Here is a 17,187-nt window from a genome sequence, read left to right as displayed (position 1 = left end):
GTGCGTTCTTTTTTATTGGTATTCAAAAACCGGTTCATTAGCGTCTTCTGAATAGCTGACGAGAAGGTCGTGATTATCAAAGTACCATAAATCACTTTCTTCAATAAAGAAGGTAATGCCGTCTGCTTCTGCAGTGACTCCAGCCTCTTGTGGGGCATCTTTCGCTACACCGAGAGAAAAACCTTTTTGAACGTTGCTGCAGCCTCCGTAGCGGACGAAAAAGCGAACCTTGTCTCCGCTTTCCAAATCGAGCTCTTCTTTATACCAGTTCAATGCGTCTTCGTTAATTGTCATATTCATAACAGCACACCCCTTTGTTCTTCATTTGAATTTTCTCTATTATAAACGTATTAGGCTATTCTGTGTCAAAAGAGAAGGTTTTTAAGCTTATAGCCATTTTACTTTAGGTTCTGTTTTATTGATGATTCGTTTAATGTTTGCCCGGTGTCTGTATATCACAAAAATAGTGAGCAGGGTAACGACAATCAATAAATACGTATCATGGACAAAGAAACTATATATAACAGTATAGATCCCTGTTAACATTGATGATAGAGAAACAAATTTAGTCAAGTATAAAAAGATGAAGAATACCGCAACCATCGTGATAAATAACAGAGGTGCGTAAAATAGCAAAACGCCACCTGATGTTGCAACGGCTTTACCGCCTTTAAATTTAGCGAAGACGGGGAACACATGGCCTATAACCGCAAAGACTCCTGCAAGAAGCGGATGAATATCAACGTGCATGAGAAAAGGCAAAGCAGTTGCCAGCGTCCCTTTCAAAATATCTCCGGCTATGACGACCGAACCAGCTTTTACGCCCAGTGTACGGAATGCATTGGTAGCGCCTAAGTTGCCGCTTCCGTGCTCCCGAATATCAATTCCCTTGGCAAGCTTGCCCACAATTAAGCCAGATGGAATGCTGCCTATCAAGTAGGCCAAAATAATCAATAAAGCAATTAACATCTACATTTCTCCTTTTTCAAATTCCCTTCTTTCTATTTTAACATGAGATGTCATGATCTGATGATAAGTTTTTTTGTAAAGTTTGCTTACAAATCTAATCAAACCTGCATCATATTTTGATTTCTCCTGTTTTGATCGTGTAAAATAAGTGGAAAAGGAGTGACTCATGATGCAAAACCCTTCTAAAGCGGAAATTAAAGAGATTCTTCAAAGAAGCAAACGTATAGCAGTAGTGGGGCTTTCAGACCGTCCGGATAGAACGTCACATATGGTTTCAAAAGCAATGCAGGACGCGGGTTACGAAATTATCCCTGTGAACCCGACAATTGATGAGGCACTAGGTGTAAAAGCTGTTTCATCTTTAAAAGAGATTGACGGTCCGATTGACATCGTCAATGTATTCCGTCGCTCAGAACAGCTTCCTGGAGTGGCGGAAGAGTTTTTAGAGACAGATGCTCCCGTATTTTGGGCGCAGCAAGGGCTGGTAAACGAGGAAGCATACCAGATGCTAAAAGAAAAAGGCAGAACGGTTATCATGGATCTGTGCATAAAAGTGGCACACGCTGTAACAAAATAGGTGCAGAACTGCAAAAATCCTTGTGAATTCAAGGATTTTTGCTTTTTAATTTTAAGATATTGTTTGCGTATTACGGTGAAACAGATACAATAAAGCTTGAACAGCTTTTTTTGAATACCTTGTCCAGCCGGGTTTCGGCCGTTCGATTTGCGAAGGTCTGCTGCTTTATATATAATTAAACAAACATACGTTCTCATAGTGAGAAAACAGCACTAGCCGATGTTTTGAGAACTGATTCGTTAGCTCTATGTTGCGATTGCAAACATATTGGTTATAATGAGGAGTCCAAGGCAGTACCGGCTTGAGGCGAGGTTTATAAAAAATATCTTATATACAAATGATGTGTAACACTGAAAAAGAGAAAGACAATGTTAGTTTTTGAAAGGGGTTTGTACGTTTGGCTAGAAAACAGCAATTTGATTACAACGAAGATGCCATACAGGTGCTCGAAGGCCTTGAGGCTGTCAGGAAAAGGCCGGGTATGTATATTGGCTCGACTGACGCGCGCGGCTTGCACCACTTGGTTTATGAAATTGTAGATAACTCTGTCGACGAGGTGCTTGCCGGCCATGGAGATCACATAATCGTCAAAATACATAAAGACAATAGCATTTCTGTACAGGATAGAGGCCGCGGCATGCCGACCGGAATGCATAAGCTCGGCAAACCAACCCCTGAAGTGATTTTTACGGTGCTTCATGCCGGAGGAAAATTCGGCCAAGGCGGCTATAAGACAAGCGGCGGGCTCCATGGAGTGGGTGCGTCAGTCGTGAATGCTTTATCTGAATGGCTGACAGTTACCATTGAACGGGACGGTTTTATCTATCAGCAGCGATTTGAAAATGGAGGAAAACCGGTTACATCTCTCGAAAAGATTGGCAAAACGAAAAAGACGGGAACACTCACACACTTTAAGCCAGATCCAACGATGTTCAGCGCAACAACCTATAATTTTGAAACGCTTTCCGAGCGCTTAAGAGAGTCTGCGTTTTTGTTAAAAGGATTGAAAATTGAGCTGATTGATGAACGCAATAACCAGCATGAGGTCTTTTATTATGAAAACGGCATAGAGGCGTTTGTCGCTTACTTAAATGAAGAAAAAGACGTCTTATCTGAAGTGGTCTCGTTTGAGGGAGAGCACCATTCCATAGAAGTGGATTTTGCGTTCCAGTTTAACGATGGTTATTCTGAAAATATTTTGTCTTTTGTTAACAATGTCAGAACAAAAGACGGCGGGACGCATGAGTCGGGTGCAAAAACTGCGATGACCCGGGCTTTTAATGAATATGCGCGAAAAGTGGCTTTGCTGAAGGAAAAGGATAAGAACCTTGAAGGAACCGATATAAGGGAAGGGCTTTCAGCCATTATTTCTGTCCGCATTCCTGAGGAGCTTCTTCAATTTGAAGGACAAACAAAAGGAAAGCTCGGAACGAGTGAAGCAAGATCAGCGGTTGATGCAATTGTTTCAGAGCAGCTTGCTTACTTTTTAGAGGAAAATCGGGACACCGCAACGCTTCTTGTCAAAAAAGCAATCAAGGCGAGCCAGGCGCGCGAAGCGGCACGCAAAGCCCGTGAAGAAGCAAGAAGCGGCAAAAAACGAAAAAAATCAGAAGCGACTTTAAGCGGAAAGCTGACGCCTGCGGGTTCGAGAAACCCGGCAAAAAATGAATTGTATCTCGTTGAGGGTGATTCAGCAGGCGGGTCAGCCAAGCAGGGAAGAGACCGCAGATTCCAAGCGGTTCTGCCTTTACGCGGTAAAGTCATTAATACAGAAAAAGCTAAGCTTGCGGATATCTTTAAAAATGAAGAGATCAATACGATCATTCATGCGATCGGCGGGGGTGTCGGAGCAGATTTCTCAATCGATGACATCAACTACGACAAAATCATCATTATGACCGATGCCGATACTGACGGCGCTCATATTCAAGTGCTGCTTCTTACCTTTTTCTATCGCTATATGAAGCCGCTCATTGAGCATGGCAAGGTGTTTATTGCGCTGCCACCTTTATATAAGGTTAGTAAAGGAAGCGGGAAGAAGGAAATCATTGAATATGCATGGTCTGATGAAGAGATGGGTGATGTCCTGAAAAAAGTCGGCAAGGGCTATACCATTCAGCGATATAAAGGTCTTGGAGAGATGAACGCAGACCAGCTATGGGAAACGACGATGAATCCGGAGTCGCGCACACTTGTCAGGGTCAAAATTGACGATGCGGCACGTGTAGAGAGACGTGTAACGACGTTAATGGGAGACAAAGTAGAGCCGCGCAGAAAGTGGATTGAGAAAAACGTCGCTTTCGGCTTGGATGAAGAAAGCAATATTTTAGAAAATGAAAACTTATCGGTCGCTGAGGAGGTTTAATGATTGTCACAGCCAGAATTATTTCATGATTTACCATTAGAAGAGGTGATCGGCGACCGTTTTGGACGCTACAGTAAATATATTATTCAAGACAGAGCGCTGCCTGATGCGAGAGACGGATTAAAGCCGGTACAGCGCAGAATTCTGTATGCGATGCATACAGATGGAAACACGTTTGATAAAAACTTCAGAAAAGCGGCCAAAACGGTCGGTAACGTCATCGGTAACTATCATCCGCACGGTGACAGTTCGGTTTATGAAGCAATGGTGCGGATGAGCCAGGATTGGAAAGTTCGTAATGTGTTGATCGAAATGCATGGAAACAACGGGAGCATCGACGGAGATCCCCCGGCAGCCATGCGTTATACAGAGGCACGATTATCTCCGATAGCATCTGAGCTTCTTCGGGATATTGACAAAAACACGGTTGAATTTGTGCCTAACTTCGATGACACAAGCAAGGAGCCTGTCGTACTCCCGGCGATGTTTCCTAACTTATTGGTCAACGGATCAACCGGGATATCAGCGGGATACGCGACCGACATTCCCCCGCATCATCTTGGAGAAGTCATTGATGCAGTCATTAAGCGTATTCAAATGCCATCTTGCTCTGTTGATGAACTCATGGAAGTCATTAAAGGGCCTGATTTTCCGACAGGCGGTATTATTCAAGGCGTTGACGGCATAAGAAAAGCTTACGAAACAGGAAAAGGAAAAATCATTATCCGCGGAAAAGCTGAAATTGAAACAATCAGAGGCGGACGAGAACAAATAGTCATTACTGAAATTCCATTTGAAGTAAATAAAGCAAACCTTGTGAAAAAAATGGACGAGTTCCGTATTGATAAAAAGGTTGAAGGCATCTCAGAGGTTCGTGACGAAACGGATCGAACAGGGCTGAGAGTGGTCATTGAGCTGAAAAAAGAAGCGGATGCCAAAGGCATTTTGAATTTCTTATATAAAAACACTGATTTGCAGATCACATATAACTTTAATATGGTGGCTATTCATAACCGCCGTCCGATGCTGATGAGCCTGCCGTCTATTTTGGATGCGTATATTGGACACCAAAAGGAAGTCGTCACAAACCGGTCTGTTTACGAGCTTCAAAAAGCAAAAGACAGACACCACATCGTAGAAGGGCTCATGAAAGCTTTGTCCATTTTAGATGAAGTCATTGCAACGATCCGTTCTTCAAGCGATAAACGTGACGCTAAAAATAATTTGATTGCGAAATACGAATTTACAGAGCCTCAGGCTGAAGCCATTGTGTCATTGCAGTTATATCGTTTAACCAATACCGATATCACAGCGCTTAAGGAAGAGGCAGAAGAGCTCGGTAAAAAAATTGAAGAGCTCGAATCTATTTTAAGCAATGATAAAAAGCTGTTAAAAGTGATCACAAACAGCTTAAAAGCACTGAAAAAGAAATATGCAGACACGAGACGCTCCGTGATTGAAGAAAAAATTGAGGAAATTAAAATCAACCTCGAAGTTATGGTTGCGTCTGAGGATGTATATGTAACCGTTACGAAGGATGGCTATCTAAAACGGACAAGCCAGCGCTCATATGCCGCTTCCAACGGCCAGGATTTCGGAATGAAAGATACGGACAGGATGCTGCATCAATTTGAGATGAATACGACGGACGTGCTGCTGCTCTTTACGAACAAAGGAAGCTACATTTATTGTCCTGTTCACCAGCTGCCTGATATCAGATGGAAGGACATGGGTCAGCATTTTTCTAATATCATCACCATTGACCGTGATGAAACGATTGTAAAGGCCATACCGATAAAAGAATTTGATCCGTCGGCATATCTATTGTTCTTTACGAAAAACGGCATGGTGAAAAAGACAGAGCTCACCCATTACAAAGCACAGCGTTATTCTAAGGCGCTTGTGGCCTTAAATCTGAAGGGTGAAGATGAATTGATTGATGTTCATGTAACAAATGGGGAAAGCCAGATCTTTATGGCCACTCACTTAGGGTATGGCCTGTGGTTTGGCGAAGACGAAGTGAATGTAGTTGGCGCGCGTGCGGCAGGTGTCAAAGGGATTAACTTAAAAGAGGATGACTTTGTTGTCTCCGGGGAGATCCTTCAAGAATCTGATTCAATTGTTTTGTTCACACAGCGGGGAGCGGTAAAACGCATGAGTCTTTCTGAGTTCGAGAAAACATCCCGCGCAAAACGCGGTGTCGTGATGCTAAGGGAACTGAAAAAGAATCCTCACCGTGTTGCAGCACTGTTCGCTTGCGGTCTTGAACAGCGGCTTATGGCAGAAACAGAAAAAGGCGACAGAAAAGAACTGCAGGCAAAAGAGCTGCGGACAAACGACAGATACAGCAATGGCTCTTTCTTTTTTGATGAAGAGGAATCAGGCAAGGTTACAGCTGTTTGGCGCGTTCATACAGAACAATAATAAAAAACCCGCTCATATTACGTGAGCGGGTTTCGTTTATTTAGCTTTCATGGTTGGTGAATAGATCTGTTACGGCATGAATGACTTCAATTCCCTGCCATACAAATAAATTCAGCGCTGTGAAAGAAAATAAGCCTAATATCACCATTCTTAAGATAAACAACATGTTAAACAGCCTCCTCATATTATCGTTATATAATCGGGTGATGTTGAACATGAAGTTTGCCGAAATAAGACGATTGATAAAATTTGGCCAGTATAAAGCTTTTTTTCCGCTGGCGCCTGCGGGTGTATCCCGTACTTTTGCTTTCAGCGGTCAGAAGCAGAACAGCCATTGCCCATAAAGCGGTTAGCGCAAATGCCCCTGTGATGGATTTCTTCTCATCATCAGCATTTTGGCCGGCTTTCATCTCGTGCATTTCCTGCTGGTCGGCTACGGCTTTATAATGATGGCCGATATCAAAGGCGTGGGGAATTGAGAGCAAATGAAAACTGGCGATCGCCAAGAATAAGATGGATGCTTTCAATATCGTTACTTTTTTCAAATGATCTCCCCCTCCTTTAATATTACTGAATATTTTTATAATAATACCCCAATCCATCCTAAAAGTAAACCTGATTTATTAAATTTAAAAACTAAATTTCACTTTGTTAAGTATATATCTTTTTGCTTATTTTTGAAAGAGAAACATTCTTTATTAGTGTATGTATACCCGGTTTATGGTGTGAATAAAAGCATATTTTAGATGATATGTTTGTTGTTTAAGGTTTATTCCTTTATTTGTGAGCTAAAATCAAAGGAAAGGTAAGAGAATGAGAGGAAATGATTGCATTGTTAATAGGTACTTTTTTAAAAATGCAAACTTGCAACGAATGTTTTTATTTTTTATAGGAAAATGCTAGGGAAAGGGTCGACAGAGTAACATCTGGCTATGACAATATTCTTCGCGAAAAAACTTCCTAATTCGTCATATTGTGATATAATAAAACTCGTTATGTTAAAAAATCTAACATCAAAACGAATTCGTATTGAATTGATGAAAACGGGAGGTAAATATGGCGTCTTTTTTCGATAGTTTAATTCATATTCCAAGTGATTTCATTTGGAAATACCTATTTTATATTTTAATAGGGCTTGGATTATTTTTTACCATACGTTTTGGTTTTATCCAATTCCGTTATTTTATTGAAATGTTCAGAATAGTAGGTGAGAAGCCTGAAGGAAATAAAGGCGTTTCCTCTATGCAGGCATTCTTTATTTCCGCTGCATCCCGAGTCGGTACTGGGAATTTGACTGGTGTAGCTTTAGCAATTGCGACAGGCGGACCGGGCGCTGTGTTTTGGATGTGGGTTGTAGCTGCTGTAGGTATGGCTTCTAGCTTTGTTGAGAGTACGCTAGCGCAGCTTTATAAGGTAAGAGACGGGGAGGATTTCCGCGGAGGTCCGGCCTACTACATTCAGAAGGGCCTTGGAGCCAGATGGCTTGGCATCGTTTTTGCTGTCTTAATTACGGTATCATTCGGTTTAATCTTTAACGCTGTTCAAACGAATACTATTGCAGGAGCGTTGGATGGCGCATTTCATGTGAATAAAACAGTTGTAGCCATTGTCTTGGCTGTTTTAACTGCGTTTATCATTTTTGGCGGTTTGAAACGTGTTGTGGCTGTAACACAGTTAATCGTACCGGTTATGGCAGGCATTTATATTATTATTGCTTTATTTGTTGTCATCACAAATATTACGGCTTTCCCTGGCGTTATCGCTACAATTGTTAAAAATGCTTTAGGGTTTGAACAAGTCGTCGGCGGCGGAATTGGCGGCATCATCGTTATCGGTGCGCAGCGCGGACTTTTTTCAAACGAAGCAGGGATGGGAAGCGCTCCGAATGCGGCTGCAACAGCTCATGTATCGCATCCGGCAAAACAAGGTTTTATTCAAACATTAGGCGTATTTTTCGATACATTTATCGTATGTACGTCCACAGCGTTTATCATTTTGCTGTACAGTGTAACGCCAAAAGGTGATGGTATCCAAGTAACCCAGGCTGCCCTTAATCATCATATCGGCGGCTGGGCGCCTAGCTTCATCGCAGTCGCAATGTTCTTGTTTGCATTCAGTTCAGTTGTCGGCAACTATTATTATGGTGAGACAAATATTGAATTTATTAAAACAAGCAAAACATGGCTGAATATTTACCGGATTGCGGTTATTGCTATGGTTGTCTACGGTTCTCTATCAGGCTTCCAAATCGTTTGGGACATGGCGGATCTCTTTATGGGTATCATGGCGCTAATTAACTTAGTTGTGATTACGCTGCTGTCAAACGTTGCTTACAAAGTGTATAAAGATTACGCGAAACAGCGTAAACAAGGACTTGATCCTGTATTTAAAGCGAAAAACATTCCAGGGCTGAAAAATGCTGAAACATGGGAAGATGAGAAACAAGAAGCATAAGAACACGGCTGCATTCAATAAATTGAATGCGGCTTTTTATTTGGCGTAAAGAAGCAGAATCTTTCAAATTAAACAAAAAGTAACGTGAATAGTCCTGATTAAACAATTTTCTATTTGGTCCGTATGTGTCAGCAGTATCTGAAACAAGACAAAAAGAGCAAATTGACAGGCTTTTTAATCCGTCTAAAAACAAGAAATTAGGTTGATAGACAAAGATGAGATAAATTTTTACAATAGTCCGTGCCAAACAAAAACGGAAGGGAGGTGGAGCGGACGAGTTAATAGGCATATATTTTCGTCATGATGTAAAGGAGGAAAGAATACTATATATGAAACGTCAAGTCTCTATCTTAATCGTGTGTTTATTAATTTCAATACTCGCAACCAGCGGCTTAGGAAATCCAGCAGCATCTGCTGCAGGAGCAAAAACGCCAGTCGCCATAAATGGCCAGCTTAGCATAAAAGGCACGCAGCTAATCAATCAAAACGGCAAAGCGGTGCAATTGAAGGGGATCAGTTCACACGGATTGCAATGGTATGGCGATTTTGTCAATAAAGACAGCTTAAAATGGCTGAGAGACGATTGGGGCATTACCGTTTTCCGAGCAGCGATGTATACAGCAGATGGCGGTTATATTGACAACCCATCCGTGAAAAACAAAGTAAAAGAAGCGGTTGAAGCGGCAAAAGAGCTTGGGATATATGTCATCATTGACTGGCATATCTTAAATGACGGTAATCCAAACCAAAATAAAGAGAAGGCAAAAGAATTCTTCAAGGAAATGTCAAGCCTTTACGGAAACACGCCAAATGTCATTTATGAAATTGCAAACGAACCAAACGGTGATGTGAACTGGAAGCGTGATATTAAACCGTATGCGGAAGAAGTGATTTCCGTTATCCGCAAAAATGATCCAGACAACACCATCATTGTCGGAACCGGTACATGGAGCCAGGATGTGAATGATGCTGCCGATGATCAGCTAAAAGATGCAAACGTCATGTACGCGCTTCATTTTTATGCCGGCACACACGGCCAATCTTTACGGGATAAAGCAAACTATGCACTCAGTAAAGGAGCGCCTATTTTCGTGACGGAATGGGGAACAAGCGACGCGTCTGGAAATGGCGGTGTATTCCTTGACCAGTCGCGGGAATGGCTGAATTATCTCGACAGCAAGAAAATCAGCTGGGTGAACTGGAATCTTTCTGATAAGCAGGAATCATCCTCAGCGTTAAAGCCGGGAGCATCTAAAACAGGCGGCTGGCCGCTTACAGATTTAACTGCTTCAGGAACATTCGTAAGAGAAAACATTCTCGGCAACAAAGATTCAACGAAAGAACGCCCTGAAACGCCGGCACAAGATAACCCCGCACAGGAAAACGGCATTTCTGTACAATACAAAGCAGGGGATGGGGGTGTGAACAGCAACCAAATCCACCCGCAGTTTCACATAAAAAATAATGGCAATACGACGGTTGATTTAAAAGATATTACTGCCCGTTACTGGTATAACGCGAAAAACAAAGGCCAAAACCTTGACTGTGACTACGCGCAGATTGGATGCGGCAATCTGACACACAAATTTGTGACGCTGCATAAACCTAAGCAAGGCGCAGATACCTATCTGGAACTGGGGTTTAAGAAAGGAACGCTGTCACCGGGAGCAAGCACAGGGAATATTCAGCTTCGTCTTCACAACGATGACTGGAGCAATTATGCACAAAGCGGCGATTATTCCTTTTTCCAATCAAATACGTTTAAAACAACGAAAAAAATCACATTATATAATCACGGAAAACTGATTTGGGGAACAGAACCCAAATAGTTTAACTGTTGGCGGACATCAGAAATGATGTCCGTTTTCATTATCTTATTCAGTAAAACAAGGAGGTGTAGGTTGTGGATGAAACACTGAAGCAGTATATGATGCTGTTCAAAGAAATGAATCATGCGATAAATGGTCCGGACTATCCAGGTAAGGAAAAAGACATCCAGTATCAAAAAGAACAGATTGAAGCTTACGAAAAACAGCTGCAGCAAGGATTTTCTACAGATTATGACTATGATGTGTTTGCTGACTCTGTTATCAAATGCGCATATGGCGATATGACGCTGGAAGATTTAGAAGCAGTTTATTATGGATTAACAACGCCATTTTTTTGATTGGCAACAAACCAATAAAATTTCAATTTCTGTCTCACTAACTTAAGTATACTTTTGATATGAGACAGAAATTCATTTATTTTCTTTACTTCCTAGAATATATATTATGTAAACTAATAAGTGAATTCTTTTGAGTAGTTACTAATTCTCGGCCTTCCGCCTTTTCTTTTCTTAAAGTTTGAATTGTCAACCTGTGTCATCTTATTTGACGTTGGATTCAACGGCTAACTCTTTGACATGCGTTTATCAGCAACCTATGTCACTTGTTGCTGGTCTTCTTGATCAAGTCAAAATTTCGACAGCGTTTCTACATTTCCCTTCCCTGAATATTCATAATATCTATCTCAGTAATAGTGCACCAGTTGTCGTTCAGAATGGATCTAGTTTTACTTTCTGTAAAGAGAACATAAAAGTGAATCCATTAAATGATAAAATACTTATTTGTTTATAACGCTTATGTTTATTCCTTATACATTTATTTTAACAAGCTGATGCCCTCCCGCATTTAAAAATCTTGAATCATGCGTCTTCAAAACGACGCACGACACGAAAAAAAGCGATTTTCTGATCGGAAAATCGCTTTTTTCTGACTTCGACTTTTTATTCCCGTGCAGGTTTATTTGCGGCACCCTCGGCGGTTAATGTCCATATCCGCTCCAATGCGGTACCGCTTGCCTTAGGTGTCCTTAACGATTTACAACAAATGTTGTCACGCTTTGAGCTGGAAGATGGGCCCAAAAATGATTGCCTGATACAGTGAGATTCGTTCCAGGTTGTAGATTGCTGCTGCTGCTCGTGATCCATCTAGATACGTTTGAAGCAGATCCATTCTGCAAAACAAAGTTTTGGTTGACCCCTGTGTTGCTTTTGTTAATGGCAACAATAACGACCTTGTTGTCACCTTTATAGGCTGACACGTAAACGTTCGTATTCGGATTTTTCGTTGCATCAATCCTTACATAGCCGGGACGCACAAACTTCGAGAAATGAGCCATATTGTAACCGCGTTTACTGATCGTACCATCTTCTTTCATAGGACCATATGATCTTCGGATGTACCACCATACATAAGCTTGAAAATCTCCCTCTACCATCGAATTGTGAATATGTTGTGAAACATCCAATGCCTCGGGCCATCGATCCGCCGAGTTGTTATCACTGTTCGGATAGTATACTTCCGTCATCCATAGGTCTTTCCCTGCTCCTTTTTGTTTGAAAAGAGGATAAGGGAATTGGCTGACCTGAGTGCCGTACAGGTGGGTTCCTAGAATATCCATATTGCCAAGAGCCTGCGGATCGTTCAAAATCGGGTCCGACAAATTCTTCAAGTATTGAAATGACTCAGGCGCAATGACGCGGGCATTGATCGAGCCGGCGTTTTCTCTCATAAAGCGGAGTATTTCTTGCGGCGTCCACCACGTCCACTCGTGAGCGTAATCAGGCTCATTTTGGACCGAAATCGCGTAAAGATTCACACCATTATTTTTCATGAAGGTAACAAAATCGTTAAGATGCTGCGCATATGCGGCGTACTTATCGTATTTCAGCCGTTTAGCCGATGTATCACCATTACGATTAAAGGTCTCAACCATATCACTTGGAGGATTCCAGGGAGAAGCAAAAACGATTGCCCCATGTTTGACCGCACTCTTGGCAGTCTCCACCTCTTTATACCAATTATTTCGATTTTCATCTACATGAATTCTTAAGATTGAAAAGCCTAACTGATTCTGTCCATTGCCAAAAGCCGTTTCTCTTTGAGCTGGTGTAAGATCCCCAGCCCAAGCCGGATGATTCATCCCTCCAAAACCGCGAATCACTTGTTTCTCTGCAGATACATTAACTGTTACATCACTGGCTGCCAAAACTTCAGTAGCGCCTGGCCCTAACATGACTGACAACATAGTGAAACATACTAATAATATACAAATTGTTTTTTTAAAACGTGGAATCATTTATTTCGCTCCTTCGTCATGTGTCTTTTACGGTATTAGAAAATTCATAATGGCGGGCTATTCCGGTGCTTGCCACCCGTCTCGTTTTTAAACGGTCCCATTACGAATCCTATCTTTGTGTAAACTGCCAGTAATCAAAATTAAACAAGTTTCCTGTACCTGTTCCGGTAAATACAAAGAATACTTTGTGCACACCGGTTGCCCCGCTTACTGCAGTTTCTATCTCTCTCCACGTTTGCGCTCCGCCTGTGGAAGGTACATTCAGGGTTCCAACAAGCTTACCATCAGCACTGTCGAGGCGCACTTCTATTTTTCCGCCTAAAGTGGATGCTACATTTGCTTTAAATGACCTGGCACCGCCCGCTCCAAAGTCTGCATTTCCTACAGCAATCCAGTCTCCATTTTGAATGCTTGTTACATGCTGATTATTTACTGGCCCGCTGGGGGCTGTGGACTTCTCTGTCAAAATGCGTCCATTCCAGGCAAACGTTTCAGCTTCTACCCGGTTATATGGGTTTAAATTGGAAAGCTGTGTTACACCTGCATAATTTGCTGCTACCTCTTGGATGGATCCATCTGGGTTATGCACCAGCTTATTAATATGGGGAGAACGGTAACCTTTGCCGGCCCCGAACAGAGCGGAACTGACAGTTTGCGCATGGTACACTGCATACCACTCGTTTTTAAAATTGAAAACAGCATGATGGTTGTTTCCGCCGCCTCCGAAAAATGCACCCGGATTTTTCAGGAAGTGCCCTCTATATGTAAAGGGACCCATGGGATTTGAACTGGTCATGTAGCCGATCTCACCCGGGGGTTTATCGGCCGGGTGCGCGCCGCCGAAATTGATGCAATAGGAATAGTAGTATGTTCCGTTATGCTTGTGCAATCCCGAATCTTCAAACATGAAAGGCGCATCAATTGTGGATGCACTTCCCTCAACACTCGTCATATCAGGCCCCAATTTTATGACTCTTGCCGTTTTAGGATTGGCCCATTGTCCCTGCGTTGGATTTGAACCGCCAGGAACGCCTCCCCCGGCATACAGGTAACCGGTGCCGTCATCATCTACAAATACTGCCGGATCAAAAAGCCATACAACACCAGACATTCCTGGCGTACTTGGCGTTACGAGCGGTTTTCCGATTGGATCGGTCCATGGACCAATCGGGCTGTCTGCGGTGAGAACCCCGATACCTCCGCCGCTGTTTGCGAAATAAAGGAAGAATTTATCCTTGCCATTTATTTTTTTAACTGCGATTGACGGTGCCCATGATGCACCTGCCCATTTTGCAATTCCACGGCCTCCATTAGCTCCATTGGCACCTGCTACCGGAATGGCTCCGTGATCTGTCCAGTTCACCATATCCGCTGAAGATATGACGAATACTCTATTCAAATTGGCAAATGAATTATCTTTAATTGTTCCGTTGCTATTATATTCATAATCATCACTTGACATATAAATGTAAACCCTTCCGTTATAGGTCAGCGCAATCGGATCTGCTCCCAAATGATGGTCGATAAGCGGGTTTGAATTCCCTATATGTTTTGCAATTGTACTACTGGTGGCAGCATACGCAGACTTTCCAGATAAGCAGCTCAATAATAAAACTAGAATCCATAAACATACGCTACACTTTTTCCTCATCACTTAACATCCTCCTTTTTCTTTAAAATGGGGGGATTTTCTTTTGGAATTTGATAACAACAGGTCATGAAGATCGCACCACTAAACCCATTGAACGGAGATGCATATTTATCCAAAATATCCCTTTGTCTAACATCCTACCTTATTAAAAAAATTGTGTATAGGATACTTTTGGAGGAATTCGTGTTCGATTCTACAAAGGAACTGGATACATTTATTCATTGATAAGATGGGGCTAACATAGACGGCTGTTACCGACTTCTTCTTCGCTTCCTGTTCCCTCGAATCTCGTTGTTTTAGAGCTATTGACATAATAGACATCTCTGCAGATAGGAAATCATGGCTCGAAACTTCTCAATCTATTGAATTCTGCCTGCTTTTTCTGCTGATTCCTGTTTACATTGTTCTCTTCTTTGTAAGACATTTCGTTATCATTCCGCCCTCTTCCCCTTCGACATACTGCATATTTTGTCCATCCTTATGTAAAGAGAGCGGTATACCCGCTTTTTCATGTTTTGTTCATATTTTATTAATTGTTTATTCAACACTGTCCGTTAAAGTAATCAATATCAACAAATATGGCAGCTATTCGCATCTTTTATGAAGGGAGGTCGGTGCCGTTATGCTGAAAGAAAAAATAAAAACATTAGGACGCTTTTGCACCGTAGGCGTCGGCAATACGCTGATAGATTTTGGTGTCTTCTTTCTCCTTACTGCTTGTCATGTCCCTTATCTGTCGGCGCAGATCTGCTCCTATTCGGCAGGTATCATCAACAGCTATGTGTGGAACCGGAATTGGACGTTTCGTGTAAAACGTAAGGCTGACGGGAAAGAGATCGTGCGCTTTCTCATGATTAATATTGCCGCGTCGGGGATCACCTTTTTGCTGCTTTATTTGTTTCAAAACTGCGGATGCTCGCTTTTGGTGAGTAAGCTCGCCGCCACTATCGGCGGAATGATGATGAATTTTATAGGAAACCGAATCTGGGTATTTGGAGATTCGCTGAAAAATATACAGGATCAGGAGTGAAGATGAATGAGAAAAAAAGTGAGAAAAGCGGTTATTCCCGCAGCGGGTTTAGGAACGAGATTTCTGCCGGCGACAAAGGCGCAGCCAAAAGAAATGCTCCCAATCGTCGACAAACCAGCAATCCAATATATTGTAGAAGAGGCCGTAGAGTCAGGAATTGAAGATATACTGATTATTACAGGGAGAAACAAACGCTCGATTGAAGATCATTTTGACCGATCGGCGGAATTGGAATTCAATCTGCGGGAAAAAGGCAAGACGGAGACACTTGAAGAAATGCAGCAGATCGCCGATTTGGCCAACATTCATTACATCCGCCAGAAAGAACCGCTCGGATTAGGCCATGCGGTACTGTGTGCGGAGCATTTTATCGGAGATGAGCCTTTTGCCGTTCTCTTAGGTGATGATATTATGGTGTCTGAAACACCGGCTCTTCGGCAATTAATGGATGTATATGACGTTTATGGCACAGAGGTTGTCGGTGTACAGTCAGTTCTCCCTGAGGATGTCAGCAAATATGGTATTATTAATACGTCTGGAACTCACGGACATGTGCATGAAGTGAAAGATTTAGTTGAAAAGCCTTCACCTGAAGAAGCGCCTTCCGACATCGCCGTAATGGGACGGTATGTGTTGAATTCTTCGATCTTCCCCGTTTTGAGGTCAATTGGCAGAGGCGCGGGAAATGAAATTCAGCTCACAGATGCGCTTCGTGAGGTTTGCCGTAATGAGCCGATCCATGCTCGGCTGCTGGAAGGAAATCGATATGACATTGGCGATAAGCTGGGCTGTTTTAAAGCGAGCACTGAAATCGGCTTAATGCGTCCCGAAATGAGATCTCAGCTTTTGACCTATTTAGAAGGTGTAATCAAACGGGAAACGAAAGAAATGCTGCGGTAAAAAAATTGTAACCATCTTGCTCGTCAATCAGTCATATAATAGTGAAAAAGATTAGGACAGGTTGTGAAGAATGTGGGCAGTTTGATAAGCGAAATTTTAACATGGCTGACGAACATGGGATATGCGGGTATTGCGATTGGGTTAATGATTGAAATCATTCCGAGTGAGATTGTATTAGCTTATGGCGGCTATATGGTATCGGAAGGCACGATTGGATTTATTGGCGCAATTATTGCGGGTGTTATCGGAGGTACCATTGCCCAGATTTTTATTTACTGGATCGGTCGCTATGGCGGCAGGCCATTTCTGGACAAATACGGGAAGTATCTATTGATTAAAAAGCATCATATCGACATGTCGGAAAACTGGTTTCAAAAGTACGGCGCCGGGGTTGTTTTCTCGGCTCGTTTTATACCGGTTGTCAGACATGCGATATCCATTCCAGCAGGTATTGCCAGAATGCCGTTTCTCAAGTTTGTGGTACTGACTGTGCTTGCTATCATTCCATGGTCTATCCTGTTTGTGTATTTAGGCATACAGCTGGGAAGCCAGTGGGATGATGTAGAGAACATAGCGGGTACTTATACAACACCGATTATGATCCTGGCTGTTGTCGTGATAGCCCTTTATTTTGTGATCAAGAAACGTACAGCCATATTCAAACGATAGCTAGCGGATATGCATAGGGGTGAATG

Annotated in this window: 14 protein-coding genes and 1 pseudogene; 9 read left to right on the top strand and 6 right to left on the bottom strand. The window is 42.4% G+C overall.

Going from position 1 to position 17,187, the window contains the following annotated elements:
- Window positions 1-12: 12 nt before the first annotated feature.
- Window positions 13-300 (bottom strand): HesB/YadR/YfhF family protein, encoded by a 288-nt coding sequence (locus BFW96_RS10495; RefSeq protein WP_069839385.1) that lies wholly within the window; start codon window positions 298-300, stop codon window positions 13-15.
- Window positions 301-387: 87 nt separating this feature from the next.
- Window positions 388-969 carry a glycerol-3-phosphate 1-O-acyltransferase PlsY gene (gene plsY, locus BFW96_RS10490; protein WP_014664139.1) on the bottom strand — a complete coding sequence of 194 codons (582 nt, stop codon included), beginning with the start codon at window positions 967-969 and terminating at the stop codon, window positions 388-390.
- Between the two features lie 169 nt (window positions 970-1,138).
- On the opposite strand from plsY, the gene BFW96_RS10485 reads away from it, so the two are divergent.
- The 3 genes from BFW96_RS10485 to parC all read left to right on the top strand — a co-directional run bounded on the left by BFW96_RS10485 (window position 1,139) and on the right by parC (window position 6,335).
- Complete coding sequence (locus BFW96_RS10485; protein ID WP_003245606.1) at window positions 1,139-1,546, top strand: CoA-binding protein; 408 nt, start codon at window positions 1,139-1,141, stop codon at window positions 1,544-1,546.
- Between the two features lie 397 nt (window positions 1,547-1,943).
- Window positions 1,944-3,911, top strand: coding sequence for a DNA topoisomerase IV subunit B (gene parE / locus BFW96_RS10480; RefSeq protein WP_069839384.1), 1,968 nt, complete (start codon window positions 1,944-1,946; stop codon window positions 3,909-3,911).
- Between the two features lie 3 nt (window positions 3,912-3,914).
- Window positions 3,915-6,335: a DNA topoisomerase IV subunit A gene (gene parC, locus BFW96_RS10475; RefSeq protein ID WP_069839383.1), complete on the top strand. Its 2,421-nt coding sequence runs from the start codon at window positions 3,915-3,917 to the stop codon at window positions 6,333-6,335.
- Between the two features lie 40 nt (window positions 6,336-6,375).
- On the opposite strand, the gene BFW96_RS22020 is transcribed toward parC, so the two are convergent.
- Both BFW96_RS22020 and BFW96_RS10465 read right to left on the bottom strand, forming a co-directional pair.
- Window positions 6,376-6,501 carry a hypothetical protein gene (locus BFW96_RS22020; RefSeq protein ID WP_003231548.1) on the bottom strand — a complete coding sequence of 42 codons (126 nt, stop codon included), beginning with the start codon at window positions 6,499-6,501 and terminating at the stop codon, window positions 6,376-6,378.
- A gap of 25 nt (window positions 6,502-6,526) precedes the next feature.
- On the bottom strand, window positions 6,527-6,880 hold the full coding sequence (locus BFW96_RS10465; protein WP_014664143.1) for a hypothetical protein: 354 nt from the start codon (window positions 6,878-6,880) through the stop codon (window positions 6,527-6,529).
- A 511-nt stretch (window positions 6,881-7,391) separates the two neighbouring features.
- Between BFW96_RS10465 and BFW96_RS10460 the strand changes: the two genes are divergently transcribed.
- The 3 genes from BFW96_RS10460 (at window position 7,392) to BFW96_RS10450 (ending at window position 10,956) form a co-directional block, all read left to right on the top strand.
- Window positions 7,392-8,789 carry an alanine/glycine:cation symporter family protein gene (locus BFW96_RS10460; protein WP_040083027.1) on the top strand — a complete coding sequence of 466 codons (1,398 nt, stop codon included), beginning with the start codon at window positions 7,392-7,394 and terminating at the stop codon, window positions 8,787-8,789.
- 329 nt (window positions 8,790-9,118) lie between these two features.
- A complete protein-coding gene (locus tag BFW96_RS10455; RefSeq protein WP_069839382.1) occupies window positions 9,119-10,618 on the top strand; it encodes a cellulase family glycosylhydrolase in 1,500 nt (499 codons plus the stop codon).
- Between the two features lie 74 nt (window positions 10,619-10,692).
- Window positions 10,693-10,956, top strand: a complete 264-nt coding sequence (locus tag BFW96_RS10450) for a YnfE family protein (RefSeq protein WP_040083025.1) — start codon at window positions 10,693-10,695, stop codon at window positions 10,954-10,956.
- A 686-nt stretch (window positions 10,957-11,642) separates the two neighbouring features.
- Here the strand turns inward: BFW96_RS10450 and xynC are convergent.
- Both xynC and xynD read right to left on the bottom strand, forming a co-directional pair.
- On the bottom strand, window positions 11,643-12,911 hold the full coding sequence (xynC, locus tag BFW96_RS10445) for a glucuronoarabinoxylan endo-1,4-beta-xylanase XynC (protein ID WP_069839381.1): 1,269 nt from the start codon (window positions 12,909-12,911) through the stop codon (window positions 11,643-11,645).
- Between the two features lie 109 nt (window positions 12,912-13,020).
- The gene (gene xynD / locus BFW96_RS10440) at window positions 13,021-14,562 is read right to left on the bottom strand and encodes an alpha-L-arabinofuranosidase (protein ID WP_069839380.1); all 1,542 of its coding nucleotides are present in this window, start codon (window positions 14,560-14,562) and stop codon (window positions 13,021-13,023) included.
- 578 nt (window positions 14,563-15,140) lie between these two features.
- Here xynD and BFW96_RS10435 point away from each other — a divergent pair.
- The 3 genes and pseudogenes from BFW96_RS10435 (at window position 15,141) to uptA (ending at window position 17,161) form a co-directional block, all read left to right on the top strand.
- Window positions 15,141-15,592 (top strand): annotated as a pseudogene (locus BFW96_RS10435) (GtrA family protein).
- A 6-nt stretch (window positions 15,593-15,598) separates the two neighbouring features.
- A complete protein-coding gene (gene galU, locus BFW96_RS10430) occupies window positions 15,599-16,492 on the top strand; it encodes a UTP--glucose-1-phosphate uridylyltransferase GalU (RefSeq protein WP_069839379.1) in 894 nt (297 codons plus the stop codon).
- A 72-nt stretch (window positions 16,493-16,564) separates the two neighbouring features.
- Window positions 16,565-17,161, top strand: a complete 597-nt coding sequence (uptA, locus tag BFW96_RS10425) for an undecaprenyl phosphate transporter UptA (protein WP_003231529.1) — start codon at window positions 16,565-16,567, stop codon at window positions 17,159-17,161.
- Window positions 17,162-17,187: the final 26 nt, after the last annotated feature.

Origin of the sequence: Bacillus sp. F56 (genome assembly GCF_001748205.1) — a bacterium.
GTDB lineage: Bacteria > Bacillota > Bacilli > Bacillales > Bacillaceae > Bacillus > Bacillus stercoris.
This window is presented reverse-complemented; position numbering and strand designations above follow the sequence as displayed.